The 23544-nt window shown below is 34.9% G+C and carries 23 protein-coding genes; all 23 read right to left on the reverse strand.

Translation table 11 applies throughout. The features are described from left to right. Positions 1-11: 11 nt before the first annotated feature. The gene (hepT, locus tag DFR79_RS10040; protein WP_133515360.1) at positions 12-428 is read right to left on the reverse strand and encodes a type VII toxin-antitoxin system HepT family RNase toxin; all 417 of its coding nucleotides are present in this window, start codon (positions 426-428) and stop codon (positions 12-14) included. Further along, positions 421-813: a type VII toxin-antitoxin system MntA family adenylyltransferase antitoxin gene (gene mntA / locus DFR79_RS10045; protein WP_133515361.1), complete on the reverse strand. Its 393-nt coding sequence runs from the start codon at positions 811-813 to the stop codon at positions 421-423. Before mntA ends, hepT begins: the two co-directional genes overlap by 8 nt. Before the next feature lie 281 nt (positions 814-1094). Then, complete coding sequence (locus tag DFR79_RS10050; protein ID WP_133515362.1) at positions 1095-1700, reverse strand: type IV toxin-antitoxin system AbiEi family antitoxin domain-containing protein; 606 nt, start codon at positions 1698-1700, stop codon at positions 1095-1097. 96 nt (positions 1701-1796) lie between these two features. Continuing rightward, a complete protein-coding gene (locus DFR79_RS10055) occupies positions 1797-2462 on the reverse strand; it encodes a hypothetical protein (RefSeq protein ID WP_133515363.1) in 666 nt (221 codons plus the stop codon). A 15-nt stretch (positions 2463-2477) separates the two neighbouring features. Further along, positions 2478-3677, reverse strand: coding sequence for a Fic family protein (locus DFR79_RS10060; protein WP_347814033.1), 1200 nt, complete (start codon positions 3675-3677; stop codon positions 2478-2480). A gap of 87 nt (positions 3678-3764) precedes the next feature. Further along, entirely contained in the window at positions 3765-4772 is a 1008-nt protein-coding gene (locus DFR79_RS10065) for a zinc-dependent alcohol dehydrogenase (protein ID WP_133515364.1), read from the reverse strand. A gap of 185 nt (positions 4773-4957) precedes the next feature. Further along, complete coding sequence (locus tag DFR79_RS10070) at positions 4958-5629, reverse strand: transaldolase family protein (protein WP_133515365.1); 672 nt, start codon at positions 5627-5629, stop codon at positions 4958-4960. A gap of 14 nt (positions 5630-5643) precedes the next feature. After that, complete coding sequence (gene rbsD / locus DFR79_RS10075; RefSeq protein WP_133515366.1) at positions 5644-6150, reverse strand: D-ribose pyranase; 507 nt, start codon at positions 6148-6150, stop codon at positions 5644-5646. A 130-nt stretch (positions 6151-6280) separates the two neighbouring features. Then, positions 6281-7243, reverse strand: a complete 963-nt coding sequence (locus DFR79_RS10080; RefSeq protein WP_133515367.1) for an aldo/keto reductase — start codon at positions 7241-7243, stop codon at positions 6281-6283. A 63-nt stretch (positions 7244-7306) separates the two neighbouring features. Next, a complete protein-coding gene (gene xylB, locus DFR79_RS10085; protein ID WP_133515368.1) occupies positions 7307-8833 on the reverse strand; it encodes a xylulokinase in 1527 nt (508 codons plus the stop codon). Positions 8834-8859: 26 nt separating this feature from the next. Continuing rightward, positions 8860-9777 (reverse strand): ribokinase, encoded by a 918-nt coding sequence (gene rbsK / locus DFR79_RS10090; protein ID WP_208107530.1) that lies wholly within the window; start codon positions 9775-9777, stop codon positions 8860-8862. Positions 9778-9796: 19 nt separating this feature from the next. Continuing rightward, entirely contained in the window at positions 9797-10762 is a 966-nt protein-coding gene (locus tag DFR79_RS10095) for an ABC transporter permease (RefSeq protein WP_208107531.1), read from the reverse strand. Between the two features lie 24 nt (positions 10763-10786). After that, positions 10787-12283 (reverse strand): sugar ABC transporter ATP-binding protein, encoded by a 1497-nt coding sequence (locus DFR79_RS10100; protein ID WP_243727772.1) that lies wholly within the window; start codon positions 12281-12283, stop codon positions 10787-10789. Between the two features lie 33 nt (positions 12284-12316). Beyond that, on the reverse strand, positions 12317-12985 hold the full coding sequence (gene deoC, locus DFR79_RS10105) for a deoxyribose-phosphate aldolase (RefSeq protein WP_133515369.1): 669 nt from the start codon (positions 12983-12985) through the stop codon (positions 12317-12319). A 112-nt stretch (positions 12986-13097) separates the two neighbouring features. Beyond that, positions 13098-14105 carry an ABC transporter substrate-binding protein gene (locus tag DFR79_RS10110; RefSeq protein ID WP_133515370.1) on the reverse strand — a complete coding sequence of 336 codons (1008 nt, stop codon included), beginning with the start codon at positions 14103-14105 and terminating at the stop codon, positions 13098-13100. A gap of 490 nt (positions 14106-14595) precedes the next feature. Next, positions 14596-15618 carry a LacI family DNA-binding transcriptional regulator gene (locus DFR79_RS10115; protein ID WP_133515371.1) on the reverse strand — a complete coding sequence of 341 codons (1023 nt, stop codon included), beginning with the start codon at positions 15616-15618 and terminating at the stop codon, positions 14596-14598. A gap of 139 nt (positions 15619-15757) precedes the next feature. Next, entirely contained in the window at positions 15758-16312 is a 555-nt protein-coding gene (gene hxlB / locus DFR79_RS10120; RefSeq protein ID WP_133515372.1) for a 6-phospho-3-hexuloisomerase, read from the reverse strand. A 15-nt stretch (positions 16313-16327) separates the two neighbouring features. Beyond that, positions 16328-16984: a 3-hexulose-6-phosphate synthase gene (gene hxlA, locus DFR79_RS10125; protein ID WP_208107532.1), complete on the reverse strand. Its 657-nt coding sequence runs from the start codon at positions 16982-16984 to the stop codon at positions 16328-16330. A gap of 78 nt (positions 16985-17062) precedes the next feature. Continuing rightward, positions 17063-18862 (reverse strand): L-fucose isomerase, encoded by a 1800-nt coding sequence (locus tag DFR79_RS10130; RefSeq protein ID WP_133515374.1) that lies wholly within the window; start codon positions 18860-18862, stop codon positions 17063-17065. A gap of 225 nt (positions 18863-19087) precedes the next feature. Next, positions 19088-19282, reverse strand: a complete 195-nt coding sequence (locus DFR79_RS10135; RefSeq protein ID WP_133515375.1) for a YwbE family protein — start codon at positions 19280-19282, stop codon at positions 19088-19090. An 80-nt stretch (positions 19283-19362) separates the two neighbouring features. Next, complete coding sequence (locus DFR79_RS10140) at positions 19363-19686, reverse strand: ArsR/SmtB family transcription factor (protein WP_133515376.1); 324 nt, start codon at positions 19684-19686, stop codon at positions 19363-19365. Positions 19687-19805: 119 nt separating this feature from the next. Beyond that, positions 19806-20603 (reverse strand): arsenite methyltransferase, encoded by a 798-nt coding sequence (arsM, locus tag DFR79_RS10145; protein WP_133515377.1) that lies wholly within the window; start codon positions 20601-20603, stop codon positions 19806-19808. A 133-nt stretch (positions 20604-20736) separates the two neighbouring features. Further along, positions 20737-23418, reverse strand: coding sequence for a cation-translocating P-type ATPase (locus DFR79_RS10150; RefSeq protein WP_133515378.1), 2682 nt, complete (start codon positions 23416-23418; stop codon positions 20737-20739). Positions 23419-23544: the final 126 nt, after the last annotated feature.

Genomic DNA, 23544 nt, shown 5'->3' on the forward strand with positions numbered 1-23544 from the left:
CTCCTGTGTTACTAATTATTTTTGGCCATTTTTTGAAGCATTTTTTGAGAAAACTCTTCAATTCTCTCAATTTCATTTTCTATTATTGCCTCCACAATTTTTAAGTTTAACTTTTGGTACTCGTGAACTGCAATATTTCTAAATCCAACCATTGCTTTTAATTTCTCTGCCATTTTATCTTCAATCAGATTATTTTCTGATAAAAATTGAAAAGCATCTCGACTATTTTGAGGTACCCCTAAATCAAGTTCTGCCACCAGGTGCATTGCAATATCAATTGCTGCCTCAGAGAGACGCTGAATATTTAAAATAATAGAATCCTGTTTGGTATAATTCTTTAGATTCTCAGGATTATTCTGATATTCTTCCTTAATTCGTTTAAGACAGCGTTTAACTGTTTCATTTTTATTAATTAAAATATCATCCATTTCCAGCACCTCTTTCAATCTTTTCTATAATTTCTGTTCTTTCTTCATTGAGACGGGCATATTTTTTCAAGACTAAAAGTTCAAATTTCTGTTTCTGCTGTTTATTTTTAGCATAAAGAAGTTTCCCCTGAATAATCTGAGTCTTAAATACTGTAGAAGCCTTAGACAAATCAATTAAATCCACTTCAATATTTAATTCGGAGGCCAACTTCTGGGCAGTTAAAAAACGCTGATAATCATCAATCTTTTTCGGAGTTAAAAATGCCAGGTCCAGATCACTGTCATCTCTTACCTTACCGCTGGCATAGGACCCAAAAAGATAAATCAATTCAGCCTTCAGCTCCTCTATTAAAAATGATTTTATATAATCAAGATCTAAATCCATTTTTCAGGCCTCCAATTTAAAGTCTATATTTCATTATATTATATCTGATCGGGAAGAACAACAGGAAATGAGATTAAATTTGAGTCTGGATGGGAGTTTTGAAATTAGTTGCTGTTCCATTTTTGGGATTGGGGGTTCCAAATTTGATTGAAATTTTCGTCATTATATATTGCATCATAAACAGGTTTTAAAAATTCCTTAATATAATCTATTACATTTTCAAAACTTATATCAGCTTTATTAATTCTCTTCAGAAATAACTGCCACTGCTTAATTTTTACTCATACCAAAACCTCCAGATATTTCGAAATTTTATCTTCTGCAGAAGTTCCCTGAGCATATGTCAACAGTTTATTTATATTCTTTTCAGGAAGCTTAAGATATTCCTTTAAACTTTCAATCAAAATGTCTTTGGGAATTTCATAACTATATCGGAAAGAGTCTGAAATACTTTTTTCAATATCATAAATTTTAATTAAATGTTGATTTACTTTAACTTTATTTATTCCCTGACTGTAATATTTTTCAGTAAAATAATAGAGGTTAATAGGAGGATAATCAACTTTATTTATTTTTTTGTCATTTGGTATAGCTATTTGATATTCAAGTGGTGTATAAGTTGTAAGATTATAATAAGACAAAGCTGTAGTTAGACAAATTACTCCTTCTGGAATAATTTTTGAAACATCCACTAGTTCATCTATCGAATTAAATTTTTCATTATTCCATTTATAAAGACCACGCTTAAGTTTAATAATTTCTCCACTTTCCAGTAAATCACTTAAATATTTGCGATGAATACCAGCCTCACTTATATCTTTAGCATGTGCATAACCGTTATTATTTAGAAAAATTTTTTTGATTTTTGCTTTAGTTTTATTTCGCATAATAAACTCTCCTTGAACAAATTAACTGCTTTGATTAGATTGTCACAGTATTTTTGTTCATCTTTTATTTAATTATACCTCTCTCCAGGCTTAACATCAACTATTTTTCAGGACCTGTTTTAGGTTGCGGATAAAGACTTCATTATCCGGCTCCTTTTCAATTGCTTTTTTAAAAAATTGAGCTGCCAGCTCTTTATTCCCAAGATTATTATTATAAATTGCTCCAATCTGATTGTAAACATAACCTGTCTGGTCATAATAATCAACTGCATCTCTTAAAAGCTCAACACTCTGCTGCCAGTTTTCTTTTTTCTGTTCTTCAACTGATTCTTTGAGCAGCTTAAAATATTTAAGATAATTTTCTTTCAATTCCTCACTGCCACAGATTACTTCCTTTTTGCGCTCATAAATTTCTTTCCCGGGCTCCAATTCTAAAGCTTTATTGATTGCTTTTTTGGCAGCCTCCCACTTTTTTTGCAAAATATTAACCTCAGCCAGGGTGGCCCAGAGAAAATCATGTTCCGCTTCAATCTCAATTGCTTTATTTAAATATTCTTCTCCCTCATCCAGTTTATCCTGTCCGATCAGGGCTCCAGCTAAATTAAAAAAGAGCATTTCTCTGTCAACCTGCTGGCTGTCTTCTATTTGAAATAAAATTTCTGCCGCTTCCTGATAATAACCGTCATCCAATTTTTTGATTCCCTGATTGAAAAGTTTTTTGTCTTTAAATTTTTTGAAAAAGTTTTTAATTTTATTCAGCATTTTATCATCCTTTAGTTAGGTTTTTTGGTTAATATTTTTAATAAGTTTAAATAATCTAATATTCTTGTAAATTTTTTCTCTGCCAAGTTTTTCAGAACTTAAAAATCCTGCTTTTTCTAAAGTAGAAAGGTAATTTGAAGCAGTTTTACGGGTTACTCCCAGCCCTTCCTGAATAAATGAAATCTTTGTGTAAAATTCTATAAATAATAGCTCTAAAAGCTCTCTTGAATAAATTTTAGGTGTTTCAGCTTTCATATCCTCAGCAGTTTTTTCAATTAAATTATTAATTCTTTTTAATAAATTTAAACTTGCCGCTGCTGTTTCTTCAATCCCTTTTAAAATATAAATAATCCATTCATCCCAGCTCCCATTTTCTCTTACTTCTTGAAATAAGGAATAATATTTATTTTTGTTTTCAATAATATACTTGCTCAAATATAAAATAGGACTGTTTAAAATATCTTTTAAAACTAAATATAAGATATTGATAATTCTACCGGTTCTGCCGTTTCCATCATAAAAGGGATGAATTGACTCGAATTGATAATGAATAACTGCCATTTTAACCAGTGGATCAACACCATCCGTATCCTCATTAATATAATTTTCTAGATTATTGAGTAATTCTCTGATTCTTGTTTCCGAATCAGGGGGAGTATAGATAATTTCTCCACTCTGAGGGTTTTTGAGAACTGTTCCCGGAACTTTTCTGATACCAGCGTTATTATTTTCTATCATACTCTGTATTTCTATAATCAGATTAGTAGTTAACAATTTTCTTTCTTTTATTAGCTCAAATCCCTGCCAGAGAGCTCTTCTATAATTCACTACTTCTTTAGCAGCAGGATTATTATAATTTTTTTTGCTCATTGCTTTAAATAATTCATCATGGGTTGTAATTATATTTTCAATTTCAGAACTATCCTTGGCTTCATTTATTATCACAGAATTTATTAAAATATTTTTATTGGGAATTGTTTCCGAAAAACCCTTCAATTCAGCTAAAGCTTTATGTGATTGGATTAATTGCTTTAAAATTTGACTCTTTTCGGGATTCAAGTCCGGAGGCAGCATTTTTAAATTATTCTCATCCATTTTCAACATCTCCTTAGCCTTATTATACAGGTAAATGCTACTGATTACAATAAAATATGGGTAAAAAAATAAAAATATTACCCATATATCAATAGTATGGGTAATGATTACAGCTATTATAAATTAATTAATAACAAAGCTTTGGTTTGTGAAATTACATACTTGTACCAGGTACAAAAACACGTTTTTGTACCTGGTACCTAAATGTTAAATATTAATTATTGTTTTTACTGTTTCATTATTTAAAGTATAATCAAAGGCTTCCTGCACCTCAGATAAATCAAATTCTGCACTTATAAAGTCATCAGGATTTATAACTCCTTTTTTAATGTTATTTAATGCAGCCGGAAAAAAGCGGTTTGGAATAGCATGAGTTGCTCTAATCTGAAGTTTATTAAGATGAATCTTATTAAAATTGAGTTTTACATTTTCGCTGCCATCAAAACTAAAACCAATATAGGTCAGGATTCCACCAAAACGAAGTATGGAAACTGCATCTTTAATAGTATATGGTGGGGCTGTAATTAAAACTCTGTCAAGTTCTATGTTTCTTTCTTTAAAAAATTCAACTGTATCTTCCTTATCAACCTCTATTATTCCATCCACTCCAATTTTTCTACTCAGTTCAAGCCGCTTCTGGCTGTGGCTTCTACCGGAAAGATAAATTCTGTTTACTCCCATCTTGCGGGCATAAGCTGCAGCCATTAAACCGATCGGTCCTGGGCCAAAAATTGCAATTTCCTGTCCTGGTCTAACATCAGCTGTCTCAATCATTTCTAAGGCTACTGTAAATGGTTCCGCCAGAGCAGCAGCCTGAAAAGAAAGATCCTTAAATTTATAAAGGCTTCTGGCGGGGACTGCTACATATTCCTGAAAGCTTAACCTCTCTTCCATTAAGAGATTTCTAATATCTGAACAATATTCCGGCTCCCCATTTTTGCAAAATTTACAGACCCCACAGTTTGTAGCATTATCGATTACAACCTTATCACCTTTTTCAAAATCATAATCCCTACTTTTACTTTCCACAACTTCTCCACTTAATTCATGTCCTAAGTGGTGAGAAAAAGCATTCACTTTTGCAAATATATGCATGTCAGTACCGCAGATCCCACCTGCTTTTACTTTAACTAAGACCTCTCCAGTATTCAGTTCCGGTTTATCGATGTCTATTACCTGCAAATTTTTTAGGGATTTTAAGCGAGCAGCTTTCATCTAATTAAACCTCCTTCGTTTAGTTTGAAAATGGCTTTCTAGTACCAGCAATATAATCTATATAATTCAGCTTGAAAAATAACAATCCTGCCTATATTATTTAAGCAGGATTGTTGAGATTGCAGATTCCTTGATTATACAAGCTTTGCTGAAAATTACCACGATTAAATATTAAAATTTAAGTTCTACTTCAATTTTGAATCAAGTTTAAATTCTGCAAATGTATTTATCCAGTCATCTCTAAACATTTCTACTGCCTGATCAGTTAAAGGATGCTGATTAGCCTGAATCAGAATTCCCGGGCTCAGGGTCATTGCCCGGGCCCCCGTTCTAATAAGTTCTTTAACCTGATTTGCATTTTTTATACTGGCTGAAATAATTTTAGCTGAAAATCCATTAAGTTCAACCATTTCCTGCATTTCTCTAACCATTTTGACTCCAGACTGTTCGATTCTATCAAGCCTGCTCACATAAGGCGCCAGATAGGAAGCACCTGCTTTAGCTGCACTAAAGGCCTGAGTAACAGTAAAAATTGCAGTTGCTGTAACTTTTATTTTGTCAGTATCAAGTTCTTTAATTGCAGCCAGTCCTGCCTGACTAACTGGAATCTTAACAACAATTTTTTCAGACAAAGAATGAAGTTTATGTGCTTCCTTAATTATTTCTTCCTTTTTTTCTGATAAAACCTGGACATGTAAGTGCTTATTAGTTAATTTTAATAACTCTTCTAAGAGAGGAAATAGTTCTTTTTTCTCAGCGGCCACAATTGATGGATTAACAGTGACACCATCAAGGGGAAGCCATTGATTTAATTCCTTAATTATTTTTACATTAGCACTGTCAACATAAAGCTCCATATAATACCTCCTGGCTATTCTTCACTTTTATAAAACATATCTCTCTTACCTGTTTGCTCAATATCTTTAATTCTTTTTTTATAAAAATCTGGCATTTTTAAGCCTTCTTTTTCAAACCAGGCATAAGGATCAGTTCCTGCCTGCAGCACAATATTTCCCCAGGGATTGTAGTCACCGGTTCTGATTATTGCCCGCGCTTCATAGGCAATTTCATTTAAAATTCTCTCATGTGAAATTTCTTCAAAGTCAACCTCTGGAAAAATTTTTTCCAGTTCAGCATATAGAGGTTGATTATTCTCAGGCACCTCAAAAGCAAACATGACTTTTTCACTGATAAACTCTTCGTTAATTGTACTTAACACAGTCGGCAGATCAGGTATTCCTTTTTTTAAAGACAGATCAACACAATCTGCTTCTGCTGGAATCGGAAATCCTGCGTCACAGACTAACAAGTACTGGCCGTGCCCCATACTGGCAAGAATTCTACTGATTTCACGGTTTAAAATACCTTTACGTTTCATAAAAATTCGACCCCTTTCCTTTAAATTATATTTTAGATATTAATGTTTATTAATAGTTATTACTGAACATTGAACTTATTAATAATAGGTCTAAATGATTAATTGCCTTTTAGTAAAAGTTGTTATAATTTTAAGGCTCCAAAACAGCATCTATTTTCTTTACTATCTCAGAATCAAGCTCCCAGTCAAATGCTCGTACATTTTCTCTGATTTCTTCCACATTTGTTGGGCCAGCAATAATAGTTGAAATCCCTTTTTTAGCAGCTGTCCAGTTTAAAACCAGCTGTACAGTTGATTTTCCCAATTCTTTTGCAATTTTACGCACTTCAGCAGCTTTTTTCAAATTACGCTGCAGCTTTTCGCCTCTAAGTTCGGGGTTAGCTGCCCTTACATCACCATTGTCAAGTTTTTCGATTTCAAAACTATCAGTTAGAAGCCCCTGACAGAGTGGGCTATAAGGAATAACACCCAGGTTGTTTTCTGCTGCATAGGGAAGTATTTCAGCCTCTGTTCTATAATTTAAAGGTAGGTCATGGTAGTGATCAGAATTTCTATCAATCATATTATATAAAACCTGGTTACTGACAATCTCACCATATTTTTTGGCTTCATTAATTAAAAATACATTATAATTGCTGAGCCCGATATTACGAATCTTACCTTTTTCTTTTAGTTCATTTAAAGTTGTAATAGTCTCCTCTAAAGGAGTATTGGGATCAGGCCAGTGAAGCTGGTATAAATCCAGATATTCTACACCAAGTCTACCTAATGTCAAATCAATTTCTTCCAAGATACTTTCTCGCGAAAGATTACGAGTTATGTTTTTAGAATCATCCCAGCGTAGACCGCATTTGCTGGCAATATAGATTTGATCTCTTTTTCCCTTTATTGCCTTTCCCAGAACTTTTTCTGCATGTCCAAAACCATAAACTGGAGCAACATCGAAAAAATTTATACCTAAATCAATGGCCTCTCTAATTGTTTCAATTGAACTTTTATCATTTGCTTCCGTCCATTCATTTCCAACAGGCCAGCAGCCAAATCCCAGAACTGAGACCTCCAAATCTGAACTCCCTAATTTTCTATAAAGCAATTTAATCCCTCCAATTTTTCTAAATCTCAAACTAGATGCGCAACTACTTTTTAACTACTTAATTTAGTCAATCTCTGATAGTCTGTCATAAATACCAGTCAGAGAAGAATAGGCATCTTTAAACACCGGATAAAGTTTACTGTATTTTTCAACATTTTCTGGATCTGGAGTCTGTCTTTCAATAATTGGATTTAATTCTTCTGCAACCTCAACTCCAGAGAAAATCCCTACACCAACTCCTCCTGCTATTGCAGCACCTAAAGAAGTTGCTTCTTCCAAAATTTCTGGCATTAAAACTTCTTTGTTATAAACATCAGCCATTATTTTACGCCAGGTTTTGCCTTTTGCCCCTCCCCCAATTACTCTGATTTTTGAGAAATCAATTTCATTTTCAAAGATTTCACTGATGATTTTAAGGTTAAAAGTAACCCCTTCAAGAACAGATCTGATTATATCTTTTCTTGTATGTCTTAAAGTAAGTCCAATAAAAGCTCCTTTTGCATTTGGATTCCAGTGGGGACTTCTCTCTCCCATCAGATAAGGTAAATATAATAGATTATTTGCACCAGGTTTTACAGCTTCTACAGAAAGATTCATTAACTCATAAACACTTAAATCTAAGTTTTGTGCTGCCTGCTGTTCTGCCTGGCATAAGGTGTTTTTTAGCCAGTTATAGGAAGCACCGGCTGTCTGCATAGTTCCACAGGGCATATACATCTCAGGATCCATATGGATCCAGTTAAATGTCTGCTGTTTTTGATCCAAAATTGGTTTTTTAGCAGCCAGTGCTATCCAGGAGGAGGATCCAATGTAATTATAGGCACTTCCCTCTCTAACAACTGCAGCTCCTACTCCAGCAGCAGCTCCATCTCCGGCTCCCAATACTACCGGAGTTCCAGCTTTAAGTCCTACTTCTTCTGCAATGTTTTTGTCTACTTTACCTATTACATCAAATGAAGATCTCACTTCCGGCAGTTTATCTTTATCAAGTCCAATTGCAGAAATAATTTCGGGAGACCAGCGTTTTTTATTAATATCATAAAGATTCATGCCTGAGGCATCAGAATAATCTGTTACAAATTCCCCTGTCAATCTATTAACTATATAATCTTTTGCATGAACAAATTTATATGTCTTTTCGTAAACTTCCGGCTGCTTATCCATAATCCACATTATTTTTTCTACAGAATAAGCCGGACTAATTCGATGACCTGTTATTTGATAAACTTTATCTGCTCCAACTTTTTCTCTTAACTTTTGTGCCTGCTTGACACTTCTTTGATCTGCCCAGATAATCGAACGACGCAGAGGATTCCCATTTTTATCTAAAGGCAGACATCCCATCATCTGAGCACTAAAACTTATAACAGCTATTTCTTCCTTTTTAATTCCACTTTCAGAAATTAACTTTTTTGTTGATTTACAGACTGCTTTCCACCAGTCGGCAGGGTCTTGTTCCGCCCAGTTTACATCTAAATAAAAGGTTTCATATTCAGATAAATGGCTGCCGATAAGCTTTCCTTCACTATTATATAAAGTTGCCTTATTTCCAGTTGTACCAAAATCATGGGCTAAAATATATTTTCCCATCTGCCAGACCTCCTCTTGCTAACTTTTTAATCAATTTCTTTTTCAAATTCTTCTCTTGTGTAGAATGATTTTTGAGTTCCCGTACTTAGTGTTGAAAATGCTGCATATTTATTTGCTAATTTCATGGCCTTAATAATATCTCCAGATTCTGCATAAAAAGTTGCAAAACTACCGATAAAAGCATCCCCAGCCCCTGTTGTATCTTTAGGATCTACTTTAAAAGCAAAAATCAATTCTGTTTTTTCTTTAGAGACCAGTAGAGAACCCTTTTCACCAAGGGTAACTATTATCTTCTTTAAATCTTTTGTTAGAAGTGACTGCGCAGCTTTTTTAATATTTTCTAAGCTGTCAACTGGCATCCCGCTAATTGTTTCCAGTTCCGTCTCATTTGGAACAAATATTGAAGCTTTTTTTACATAATTAAAATCAAGGTCTGCTGCTGGAGCCGGATTCAAAATAACTGGAATCTCATTTTCAGCTCCAAACTCAATAGCATAGTAAACTGTCTCCAGGGGAATCTCTAACTGTAAAAGAATAAAGTCACTGTTTAAAATCTTATCTTTTGCCTGATCAATAGCTTCCGGTTTAAGATGGGCATTAGCACCTTTAACAATCAAAATTCTGTTGTTACCATCCTGATCAACAAAAATTGGAGCAACTCCACTGGTCGTATTTTCGACAACTTTTACATATTCGGTGTCAATACCATGACTATCAAAGTTTTTAATTACTTCTCTACCAAACAAGCCATCTCCAACCCTGGAAACCATTACTACCTCAGCTCCTGTCTTGCAGGCTGCCACTGCCTGATTGGCACCTTTACCACCAAAACCAAGATCAAAATCTGGAGCTTCAATAGTCTCTCCCGAACGAGGCATCCGATTGATATTTGTAATTAAATCCATCATATTGCTGCCGATAACTGTAATTTTTGGATTAGCCAAATTAATCCCTCCTGACTGACTATTGTTTTTTACGGACCTGATCAAATAATACTGCCAGAACTATTAAAAGTCCTGTTGCCATTCTTAACCAGAAAGGGTCAACCCCCAGTAAGTTTCCGCCATTGCGAAGAGTGGACATAATCAAAGCACCAATAATAGTCCCTAAAACCGAACCTTCAGCACCTGATAAACTGGCTCCCCCAATTACAACAGAGGCAATAGCATCTAACTCATACATATTTCCCGAAGTAGGAATCCCCGAAGAAAGTCGTGAAGTAAGCATAATCCCTGCTATCCCAGATAGAAAAGCATTTAACATATAAATAGCATAATAGTTAACTCTCATATTAATTCCCGAGAGCCTTGCTACTTCATCACTACTGCCAATTGTATAGACATTTCGGCCAAAACGGGTTCTTGTTAAAACAAAAAATGCCAGGGCTACAACAATAATTAAAACAATGGTTAACATTGGGATTCCTAAAAATGTAATCTGAGCAAAACTAATAAACGCTCCCGGCAGTCCAGTTAAAATCTGGCCTCCACTTAAAAGCAGAGCAAGTCCACGTGCCATACTCATCATACCCAGAGTAGCAATAAAAGGAGGTACATTACCTTCGTAAATAAACATTCCCGTTACTGCCCCCAATAATAAAGTAACCAGGAGAGTAATTACAATCGCTAAAATAATCGGAACTCCATTAAGCAGTAACATACTTACAATAATACCACTAACCCCTACAATTGAACCAACTGATAAATCAATACCTCCAGAAATGATTACAAAAGTCATACCAGTTGCTACAACTGCAATAACAGAAGTCTGTCTGACTAAGTTGAAAATATTGTTATAAGTTAAGAAATAGGGACTCAAAATTGATAATATTCCCCACATTGCAAATAGTACTAAAAACAGAGTGGCTTTTGAAACATTATTTTTAAAATAATTCAATAATTTATTTTCCTGAATTGTTTGCTCTTCCACTTTAAAAACACCTTCCTTTATAATTTATACGGTAGCTAATTGAAGTAATTTTTCTTCAGTTGCTTCTTCTCTATCCAAAATACCTGTTATCTTTCCCTCAGAAATAACAGCAATTCTGTCACAAACTCCAAGTAATTCAGGTAGATATGAAGAAATAAAAATTATAGCTTTATCCTCTTTTAATAATTCAGCCATCAGTTTATAAATTTCTTTTTTGGCCCCCACATCGATACCAACTGTTGATTCGTCAAAGAATAAGATAGAAGCATCAACATTTAACCATTTTGCGATAACTACTTTTTGCTGATTACCACCACTTAAAAACTGGACTTTTTGCTTGATTGATGGCGTTTTAATATTTAAATCCTCAACATTTCTTCTGGTCTCTTTTTCTTCGGACTTTTTGTCAAGAACTCCAAGATTACTTGAGTACATAGAACTAACCAGGCTGCAGTTATCCTGGACACTGAGGGGTAAGGCTAATCCCTGTTTTTGACGATCCTCTGGTATTAATCCGATTCCAGCATTAATTGAGTCAACCGGTTTATTTATCTTAACATCTTTTTGGTTTATTTTTATTTCTCCGGAATCAATTTTATCAGCACCAAAAATTGTACGGAGCAGTTCAGTTCTTCCAGCTCCAATTAAGCCAAAAAATCCTAATACCTCTCCCTTATGCAGCTCAAAAGAGGCATCTATAACTTTTTTACCACTGTTTAAATTATTTACCTCTAGAATTTTTTCTCCCTTATCAATCTCCTCTTTATAATATAGATCTCCTATTTCTCGACCAACCATCATTGTTATTAAATCATCTTCTCTTACCTCAGAAATTTCTCTTGTACCTACATATTCACCATCTCTGAGAACTGTCACCCGGTCACAAACTTCAAATACCTCATCAAGTCTATGATTAACATAAATAATTGAAACCCCTTTTTCTTTTAATTCCAGCATTGTCTTATGCAGTTCTTCTGTTTCTTTTTCTGCCAGTAACGCTGTTGGCTCATCAAAAATCAATATATTAGCATCATGAGAAACTGCTTTAGCAATTGCCACCATTTCCTGCTGAACATTTGTTAAAGAGTCTAATCTGGATTTAGGATTTATTTCAGTTAAATTTAGCGAATCTAAATGTTTGCGGGTTTCTTTATACATATAATCCCAGTTAACAATGCCATTTTTAGTTGGCTGCTCTCCTAAAAATATATTCTCTGCAACAGATAACTTGGGAGCTAACATCATATGCTGATAAACTGCAGCCAGTCCATATTTTTCTGCCATTATTGGATTATTTATATTAGCTTTTTCTCCATTTAACAATATATCTCCACTTTCAGAATCTTTTTGATGGACCCCCATTAGGATTTTTAATAAAGTTGACTTACCTGCACCATTTTCACCTACTAATCCATGAATCTCTCCTTTTTTAACTTTAAAATCAACCTGATCAAGTGCTTTAACACCAGGAAAAGTTTTGGTAATTTGATTCATTTCTACTGCGTATTTTTCATCAGGCAATGATTTTCCTCCTCTCCTAAATTATCAATCCATTTATTCTTCTAACTCTGCAATGATTTTCAGTCCTGAACTACTACCAATTCTTGAAGCCCCTGCATTTATCATTTTCTTGTAATCTGCAAGAGATCTAATTCCACCGGCAGCTTTAACTTTTTTATGATCTCCAACCACCTCTTTCATCAGCTTTACATTTTCCACAGTCGCTCCCTCTGGACCAAAACCGGTTGAGGTTTTAATATAATCAAGCTTATCAATTTTCAGACAAATTTCTGCTAATTTTTTAATTTCTGCTTCTGTTAAATAACAGGTTTCGAAAATAACTTTAAAAGTGATATCTCCACAAACTTCAGCCACCTGTTCTATATCAGCTTTAACTTTTTCCCAGTCATGATCTTTAACAGCCACAATATTAACTACCATGTCTAACTCTGTTGCTCCCAATTCAATTGCCTCTTTAGCTTCAAAAACTTTTGTTGCTGTTGTGTGATAACCGAGGGGAAAACCAACAGTGCCATCAATTTCTACCCCTGTACCAGCAAGCTTTTCAGCTGCATATTCAACAAAGTCAGGCCCAATAGCTACAGAAGCAAATCCATATTCAGCAGCTTCTTCACATAACTTTTTTATATCTTCTCTTTTACCATCTGGATTTAAAAATGTATGGTCAATAGTTTTAGCAATTTCTTTTTTCGTAAAATTCATATTTAAAACCCCCAATTTATAGGCTTATGATAAATGAATCAAAAAACAAAAACTTTTGCTTCTAAATAAAATTTAGATATACCGCCCTGAAAAAGGGCGGTATATATGATTATTATTCAGCTAATTCAGCTTCGGCTCTCATATCAGGATTTAGTAAGTTCTGGATTTCAGGATTATTCATATTAGCCTGTGTTACTGCTGTAACTCCAGTATTAACAAACTCTGGTAATTCTTCGCCTTCAATAGCTCTAACTGCAAATTGAACACCTTTAAAGCCCATACCAAAAGGATCCTGGACAATTAATGCATCAATTGTACCTTCTTCGAGAGCTCTCTTTTCAGCGTCATCAGCATCAAAAGCTACTACAGGCATTTCATCTGCAATATCTCTTTCCGCAATTGCTCTAGCAACACCAGCACCAGTGTGATTATTATCAGCAAAAAATCCTACTAATTCTTCTGGATGACTTGTCAGAATATCTTCCGCAGTACTTAAAGCTTCCGGGATTCTATTGTCAACATATCTGGTTTCTAGAATTTCTAAGCCAGGTGCATATTCATTTAAACCCTGGATAAATCCTTGATCACGATCAGCAAGCACCTGAACCCCGGCCATAGCACTTATTAAACCAACCTTACCGGAATCTACTGATTTACCATGCTGCTTGGCCATTTCTACAAATGTCTCTGCTGCCAATTTACCTCCAGCTATATTATCAGTTGCTAAGTGAGAATGAATCTTATCAGTGTTTACTTTATTGTCAATTGTAATAATTTTAATTCCCTGATCATAAGCTCTTTCCAGAGCAGGAACACTAGCATCTGAACTGGTAGAAGCCATTACAATCGCATCTGGCTGTCTGGTTATAACATTTTCTAAAATAGCTACCTGTTCAGCAATTTGTGATTCAGAAGTAGGACCATGAGTGGTAATAGTTACATTATCTAACTTCTCGTCTGCTGTTCTGGCACCAGTTAATACATCCTGCCAGAAACCTGAATCAGTAGCTTTAATTATAACAGCAATATTATATTCCTGAGCAAAAGAACCTGCGGTAAAAACAAAAGCAAAGACCATAACCAGTGCTAAAATAGTTAGTAATTTTGAATTTTTAATCATTTGAAAACTACCCCCTTATTTGTTTTGAAAAAATTCTGACTTCAATAACCAACAATATTCTTTTGGTTTTTTAGATTTAACCCCCTTTCGGCTAAACAAATATTTTAAAAAGTAGTGCAAAAATGTAATTAAAGATCAACCCAATTTTTGTCTGATGATTAACATTATTCACACTATTTTTCTCAAAATAATTTGAAGGAACTGCTTTTAATCTGGATATCTGAATACAGCCTGAGTACTCCAGATCACCTCCTTTTGTTTTTAACTTTTAAATCTCTTATGCTTTTGCTTCAACATAAGTCTTATTAATACCAGGCTATTATTAGAGCCCTACAGATTTAACAATCAATTTATGGGATCGGTTCCACATCAAATGCAAAAAGTAGATCGAGTCATATTATTACTATTTAATAATTGTAAGATCTTCACTAACTGATAATATGTGGAACCGGTCCCATAAAATTTAAATAAAGATATTATTTAATCAAAATTATATATATAATTCTGATCCGAGCAATTTTAACTTAGAATCTATAATAACTTTCTCATAAGGCTTATCAGGATGCTCAAATCTTTTTAATAATAATTCCATAGCCTTTTTCCCCATTTTACGAACATCTCTCTCTACATAACTATATTTCATATTAAATAATTCCTGCCCGGCTACTTTATCAAAAACAACAAAAGCAATGTCCTCTGGAATTTTTAAGTTTTTTTCAAAAACAGCCCTTAAAAATCCAATACAGCTTAAATTATTACTGATAAAAAAAGCTGTCGGCAGTTCTGCTTCAGAATTTAATAAATCTATCATCAGATTGTAAGTAGTATCAGCATCAAAATTACCTGGAACAATGTAATGATCATTTATCTCCAGTCCATAAGCTTCTAATGCTTTTTTATATCCTGCAAGACGCTCACGTCCAATTGAAAGACTGAGATCTCCCTGGATAATTCCAATCCTACTGTGCCCTGCTTTAATTAAAGCTTCTGTTGCCAGATAAGAACTGGTAAAATTATCAGAATAAACTCCATCAGTAGTAAAACCTTCAATAGAACGATCTAAAAGCACAATTGGACAGTTAATTTTTTCAATTAAATTATTCAGCTTTTTAAACTGTTTTTTATTATAATTTCCTGCAGGAGTAAAAATCAATCCCTTAGATCGCTGCCTTAACATAACCTGCAGAGATCTAAAATCCTTTTCAATCTCGTTTGCTGTATTACACAAAATTAATGTTAGGTCATTTTCATCTATACTCTGACTTACTCCACTTAATATCTCCCCAAAAAATGGGTTATTTGCTTCTGGTATTATAAGTCCAATAGTATCACTTTCTTGCTTTGAAAGAGATCGAGCAACAGCTGAAGGAAAATAATTGTTTTCCTCCATGACCTTTTCAATTTTTTTTCTAGTTTCAGAACTTACATAACCAGAACCATTAATTACTCTAGATACTGTCGACTTACCCACACCTGCTTCTTTCGCTATATCATTTATTGTTATTTCTGACACAATTACCCTCTTCTTTGAATAATATTATATAATTTTTCTATGCTTAATTATACAATTAACTAATTATTTTGTCAAATCTTTTTATTATTCAGAATTTTAAATCATAAATAGGTGCCAGCTGAATCTGTAAAATATTATTTTATTCCAAATTTGCATGAAGTTCGAAAAGCCTTGCTGTTTCAATGTTTTTTCCCGCTGCTAAATTAATAATCAAATTATCACCTAAAACCAAAAGTCCTGTTTCAAAATAACTTCCACCGGGAAGAGTACCTCCATTTTTATTTTCTTTCTCAAAATTTTCTGCAGGAATTTGAACTATCACATCTGCTAATTCTGCCAGAGTTGATTTTTTTGCTCCTGTAAACGCTGCAACTCTACCTTTTTTATTTTTAGCCTTTCTAACATTGAGAAGAGTACCCTCTGTTTCCCCAGAAGCACTGGCTGCTAATAATAAATCTCCTTTTCTAAAAGCAGGGGTATTAGTTTCACCAACTAGATAAACTTCAAAACCAAACTGCATAAACCTCATTGCAATAGACTTCATAATTAAAAGCGAACGTCCTCTTCCTGTAAAAAATAATCTTTCTGCTGAAAAAATTTCTTTTTTTAATAAATCAAGTTCTGAAATTTCAATTCTAGAAATTATCCTTTTTAAATCTTCCAGGGTTTTTAAACTATTTTCTACAATATCCATTTTGATACCCCACTCTCAATAGTTATCAATTATTTTTCTCATTTTTTCTGCTACATATTCTGGTTTTTCGTTTTTATAGACTGCCCCACCCACTATTATAATATCTGCACTACTTTTACAGGCTTTTTCAAAATTATTTAAGTTAATTCCTCCAGCAACTGCTTTTTTTGCCTTAATATTTTTAAGAAATTTAATGTTTTTAAGCGGATCTATTTCCTCCATTTTCATGTCAGCTGCCCGGTGAACACTAATATAGGCAGGAGAAAAGCGATCAATCTCTTCAGCTCTTTTTTTTATCTTGCTGACCGAACACATATCAATTAAAATCTCCTTTTTAAATTCTGCTGCACTTTTAATTGAAGCTTTAATGGTACTGTTATTTGCAGCTGCCAGTACAGACACCATATCAGCTCCCTTTTGAAAAGCCAGGTCGGGTATTATTCCACCACCATCCATTACTTTTAGATCAGCAAAAACTATTTTTTCTGGATAAAGTTCTTTAATAACGGGAATTATAGAAAGTCCTTCAGAAATAATTAACGGTGTTCCAAGTTCTATAATCTCAAAATAATCAGCTACTTTTTTTAGCAGTTTCAGACTGGATTTTAAATCAAATAAATCAATCGCTAATTGTAATTTTTTAATAATTAACTCCCCCTTAATTTTAAAAATTTAGTAAATTAATGAGATTCCTCGAAACCGCCAGTTTAACCTTCAAAAGTCAGGAAGAATCTCATTGTTAAAATATTTTTAGCTATATAATGGCCCAAAATTTTTACAGGCCCTGTAGTCCGCGCTTTCTAAATCTTTAGTGCCAAATAGGTTCCAGGCATCCGGCCTGAATATCCTTTCTTCTTCAACATTGTGCATGTTGACCGGTATTCTGAGCATTGAAGCTAAAATAATTAACTGATCACCTATGTGGCCAAAACTAATTGCTCCATGATTTGAGCCCCAGTTGTTCATGACTGAATAGACATCTTTAAAAGCTCCTTCTCCTGTCAGCTCTGGCACAAACCAGGTTGTGGGCCAGGTAGGATCTGTTCTCTGATTTAGGACTTCATGGATTTCTGGTTCTATGTCTACTGTATATCCTTCTGCTATCTGTAATACAGGTCCCAGGCCTTTTACTATGTTCATTCTGGCCATTGTGACCGGCATTCCACCTTCTGATAAAAACTGCGAGGAAAAGCCTCCACCTCTAAAGTAGCCTAAATTTGCAGGCCGCCATTCTGTTGCTTTAAGGCAGGCATCTACCTCTTCTTCACTGATATTCCAGAATTCCTTCATAACTGAATTACCAGCTTCATCCTTCATCTTGCCAGTGCCATCAAGAGTTGTAGAGCCTGAGTTAATTAAGTGAATTATTCCATTCTCAGCTCTGCCTGTTAGTTTTTTACCAGTTACTCTCTCAACTGCTTCTGGACTCCAGAAGGTTCTTACATCAGAAAAGATCTGGGCTCTGTTTGTTAAGAGATGGTTAAAGAGCATGGGGACCGCATTTAAACTGTCATTTTCTGTGGCCATCATATAGGCTTCTCTAATCCCATTCCAGTCAAAAGATGAATTTAGGATTGCTTCCATAAAATCTCCATTGGGGAAATGATCTGTCCACTGCCTCTGCCCCTGGAAACCGGCTGCTATTGCATTATGACCATTTGCTTCTTCTCCATAACCCATCTCTTTAAGTTTAGGATTACCAACCATCAAATCTCTTGCTATAATAGTCATTTTAACAACGAATTCCCACTGCTCATCTTTCTCTTCACGGCTGAACTGTTCTGCTTCTGGATTATTATCCTGACCTTCAATACAATTTTCTTTAACCCAGGCTAATGCTTTTTCGAATTCTTCCTGATCATAAATTTCTTCTTCTATTCGACGGGTAAACTCACTCATGTCTATATATTCGTTTCTCATGCCTAAGTAATCCTGAAAAACTTCTTCGTCTACAATTGAACCTGCTATTCCCATGGAAACTCCGCCCATTGATAGATAGGATTTACCTCTCATTGTTGCTGCTGCCAGACCAGCTTTAGCAAACTTGAGTATTTTTTCTTTTACATCCTCCGGTATACTTTCAGTTCCTGCATCCTGTACATTTTCTCCATAAATTTTAAAAACAGGAAGTCCTTTCTGGTTGTGTCCTGCTGCAGCTGCAGCCAGGTAAACTGCTCCCGGTCTTTCTGAACCATTAAAACCCCAGATTGCTTTTGGCCGCAAAGGATTTTGGTCAATAGTTTCAGTTCCATAACACCAGGAAGGAGTTACAGTTAAGGAGACACCTACACCTTCCCGCTGAAACTTCTCTTCAGCTTTTGCTGCTTCTGCCACTCCACCAATAGTGCTGTCAGCTATTACACATTCTACTGGTAAACCATTGGGATGTCGTAAATTTTTCTCTAAAAGTTCAGCCACACTTTCAGCTAAGCCCATAGTCTGGGCTTCTAAAGATTCTCTAACCCCTCTTTCTCTACCATCAATTGTTGGTCTGATACCAATTTTGGGTATTGAGCCAATTAGTCTTTTTTTACCTTTTTCTTTACTCATTTTCATTTCCCCTCCAATTTAATAGAATTATTCTGAGAGATTTAAAATTATAATTTAAATTATTAAATTATCTTTACATTCATTATATTAAAAAAAATACTTAAATTGCAAAATTATTTTTATATTATTCAAAATTATATTATAATTTAAATTCTTAAATTTCAATTAACACTCAACATAAAAAAACTACCCATATCTCAGAGACATGGGTGGTTTTTACTCATATTATTCAATTATTTCTTTGACTCTGCCAACTTTCCCATTTTCGAGCATTACCTTAATCCCGTGAGGATGAGCTGCAGAATTTGTTAAAATCCTCTTAACCACACCTTCTGTCAAATTCCCACTGCGCTGATCCTTTTTCTGAACCACTTTAACCTTTAGACCCTTTTTGATATTAGATCTCTTGTTTCCACTCATAATTTCACCCTTTAGCTATTTAGATTTTCATTCTATTAATTAGATTTTCATTCTATTAAAATGTAATCTTCAAATTAAGATTACAGTGTTTTAAACAGACGATCAAGCTGAACAATATATTTCGAAAATATTTCTTCATTAATACAGTAACAGACACGCGGGCCATCAATTCTTCCTTCTATCCAGCCAGTATCTTTTAATATTTTAAGATGCTGAGAGACAGTAGACTGAGCAATCGGCAGCTGATCAACTATACTGCTGACCATACACTGGTTTTCCGAAGGCAGCTCAGCCAGAATTTTAATTATTCTGAGCCGGTGCGGATGGCTTAAACCTCTGGCCAGCTCAGCTAACTCATCATAATTTTCATTTTTAGTCTCTTTCTGCTTGAGTTCTTCTTTCATCATGTTCACCTCTAGCTTCTAAGATTGCAGTTTTTAGTTGTACATTAAAATCAAAGTTTTATAAAGAATATCAGGCAAAATAGCTTTAATTACTAAAATACAATTTAGATTTACTTGAACTATTTTTCAGCTCTAATGTAGGCAGAATAAATATAATTATTAATATCGACTCCCGAAATCCAGTCTTCTACTATCTGATCACTGTGGCTTTTTCTTTCCACCTCAATATTTTTAAATTCCAGTTCCTCTAAAATTGATATTAATTTTTCTCTGGCAATACTGCCGGTTACACAGCTGCTGTAATTATCAAGATTGGCCTTAAGCTCTTCTGGGAATTCTTCTGCTTTTAAGATATCAGAAATTGCAAGTCTGCCTCCATTTTTGAGTACTCTTTTTGCTTCAGCAAATACTTTAGCTTTATTTGGTGACAAATTGATAACACAATTTGAAATTATTACATCAACACTGTTATCAGCTAAAGGAAGATCTTCAATTTCTCCTAAGATAAATTCTACATTTTCCACATTATTTTTTTGAGCATTATTTCTTGCCTTATTGATCATTGCCTCGGTCATATCAATGCCAATAACTCTGCCCTCTTTACCAACCTTTCTGGCTGCCAAAAAGACATCAAAACCGGCACCAGAGCCTAAATCAAGAACAGTCTCCCCTTTTTTTAAATTTGCAATTGCTCCCGGATTACCACAGCCGAGTCCATAATTTGATTCTGCAAAAGCTGAATCCAATTCTTCTTTGTTGTAATCCATTTTTTCAGCAAGCTTTTTTGCTTTATCTTCTTCCTTTTCTGAACTTCCACAGCAGGATGAGCTGCAGCAGCCACCACTGTTATCTTCTTCCACTACTTTACTATAATTTTTCCTAACATTATCCTTTATCTTTGCTTCTTTATTCTGCATAGTTAATCCCTCCTAATTTTCATTATAGCATAGTTATCGTTAATCGTAAATAGGCGATTAATATAATAAATTAATACCTGGTACCGAAAACCATTTCGGGTACCAGGTGCAAGTGAATCAATACACAAAGAGTTTAATTTGAACTCTTCCAGTTTAAGAACTGAATAATCGCCATCGGGATAATTACTGCTACCACTCCAGGCAGCCAGAGTGAAGCTGCAATTGGCACAGTAGATAAGATTCCCTGTAGTGCAGGTAGATAAATTGCTGCCAGCTGAAAGATAAAGCCGATTCCTACAGCAAGCCAGAGATATTTATTTTTTAAGACAGTCCTATCAAAGGCCAGTCCTGACTTGCGGCGGGCATTAAAGACATGGAAAAGCTGAATAAAAGCCAGCACAGAAAAACTTAGAGTCCGGCTCAGTTCCAGACTATAGCCGCTGTTTAAGGCCCAGACATATAAGATCATTGGTCCAGCAGCCAGAATCAGACTGTGCAGAGCGACTTTCTTTTTAAAGTCCTTATCCATAATATTTCTTTCTGTTTTTGCTTCTTTTTCCATTATATTATCTTCTTCAACCTCCCAGGCCAGTGACAAGGCCGGGAAAACATCAATCACAACATTAATCCATAAGATCTGCATTGCAATTAAGGGCAGCGGCAGATTGAAAATGATTCCAATAAAAATATAGATTATTTTGCTCAGATTATTTGAGAAAAGATAATAAATGAACTTTTGAATATTATCAAAAATAACCCTACCTTCTCGAACAGCGGTTACTATTGTAGCAAAATCATCATCAAGCAGCACCATATCTGATGCTTCCCGGGCAACCTGAGTTCCTCTTTCCCCCATTGAAACACCGATATCTGCCTTTTTGAGTGCAGGTGCATCATTAACTCCATCACCTGTCATTGCTGTGATTTCCTGATCCTCATTTAAGACATCTATAATCTGCAGTTTATTTGCCGGTGTAACTCGAGAGAAAACTGAATTATTTTTTATGAGATCTTTTACTTCAGAATCAGAAGCTGCCGAAATCTGCTGACCGCTGATAACATTGTCACTGCCTGCAATACCGACCTTGCCGGCAATAGCTGCCGCTGTATCAGTCTGGTCACCGGTAAGCATCTTAATTGTAATTCCTGCTTTTTTGGTATCTTCTATTGCTTTTTTAACCGACTGACGTGGTGGATCAATGATTGCTGTCAGGGCCAGGAAAGTTAAACCTTCTTCAATATTATCCTTAAGCGCTTCTTCAGAATTCAGGTTTTCTCCCGCATTAAAAGCGACTCCCAGAATTCTTAAACCTTCTTCACCCAGCTTTTTATTTGCCTTTCGAATTTTATCTTTTTCATCTTCACTTAATTCTTTTATTTCTCCATCAATTAAAATCGAATCACACATCTCCAGTACAACATCAGGTGAACCCTTTAAATAAAGTTGTTTTTCCTGCTCAGGTGTAGCATAAGAAACAGCCATATACATATTATCAGAGCTGAAAGGAATTCCGGCAAGCTGCTGATAGCCTTCCTCTTTTAAACTCTCTTTGGAAAAGCCAGCCTTTCTGCCGGCTGTTAAAAGAGCTCCCTCAGTTGCTTCTCCCAGCACCTTATACTGTCCATCTTCTTTAGTTAATTCAGCTGAAGTACAGAGCATCGCAGCTTTTAGCGCCAGCTTCAGATCATTTGCCTGACTTAAATCTATTTTGCTGCCAGCTGCAGAAAACTCACCCTCCGGTTTGTAGCCGGTACCGCTAATTTCTATTTCCTGATCATTTAAAAACATTTTGCTCAGAGTCATCTGATTTTCAGTAATTGTTCCAGTTTTATCTGTACAGATGGTTGTTACTGAGCCCAGAGTTTCAACTGCCAGGAGCTCTCTAACCAGAGCATTATGCTCAACCATCTTTTTCATTCCAATTGCAAGGGTGATTGTAGCAATAATTGGCAGCCCTTCCGGTACCGCTGCAATGGCAAGGGCAATCCCAGTTTTTACTGTTTCATAAACGGGACGACCCATAATTATCCCAAGCACAGTCAAAATTGCTATTACCACCAGCGTAATTACAACCAGAGATTTACCGAGTTTATCAAGCCTCTTCTCCAGTGGGGTTTTTCCTTCTTTGGTTTCATCCAACATGGCTCCGATTTTCCCAATTTCGGTATCCTCGGCAGTAGCTGTAACAATTGCTTTCCCTTTACCGCGAGCGGCTGTTGTTCCCATGTAAACCATATTGTTTCTGTCAGCCAGAGTTTTTTCTTCTTCAAATTGGGCTTCAGCATCTTTACTCACACTCTCAGACTCTCCGGTTAAAGAAGCCTCGTTAACTGTCAGATTTTGAGCTTCAATCAGTCGGGAATCAGCCGGTATCTGATCTCCTTCTTTGATAAAAAAGATATCTCCCGGCACCAGCTTTTGAGCTTCAATTTCCTTTTTTCTGCCAGAACGAAGAACTATCGCTTTTTTGCTAAGTACATTTTTTAAAGAAGAAACAGCTTTCTGAGCCTGATATTCAGTCACAAAACCTATAATTGTATTAAAAACTATAACTGCTAAAATTGCAAATCCTTCCAGACTATCACCAATTAAAAAGGCCAGTGCACCAGCTATAATAAGGATGATAATTATCAGATCTTTAAGCTGATTTAAGAGGATTTTCCAGAATGAAACTCCCTTAGATTCCCGCAGCTTATTTTCTCCGTACTTTTCTCGCTTTTTTTCTACAGCCTCCTGGCTGAGACCCTGCTCAGGATCTGTATCAAACTCTTTAACTATCTCATCTATTTTCTTTCTATAATAATTTTGACTCAATTTAGAACCTCCTCTACTCTAATAATTTTAGCTTCGTATTAATTATATTTTTCTACAAAATATGGAATTTCCCTTGTTTTAAAAAGAAAAATCCTCTAACTAGATTTTTTTATAAAACAAAAATGC

It is taken from the genome of Halanaerobium saccharolyticum (assembly GCF_004362045.1).
In the GTDB taxonomy this organism is placed as follows: Bacteria; Bacillota; Halanaerobiia; order Halanaerobiales; family Halanaerobiaceae; genus Halanaerobium; species Halanaerobium saccharolyticum_C.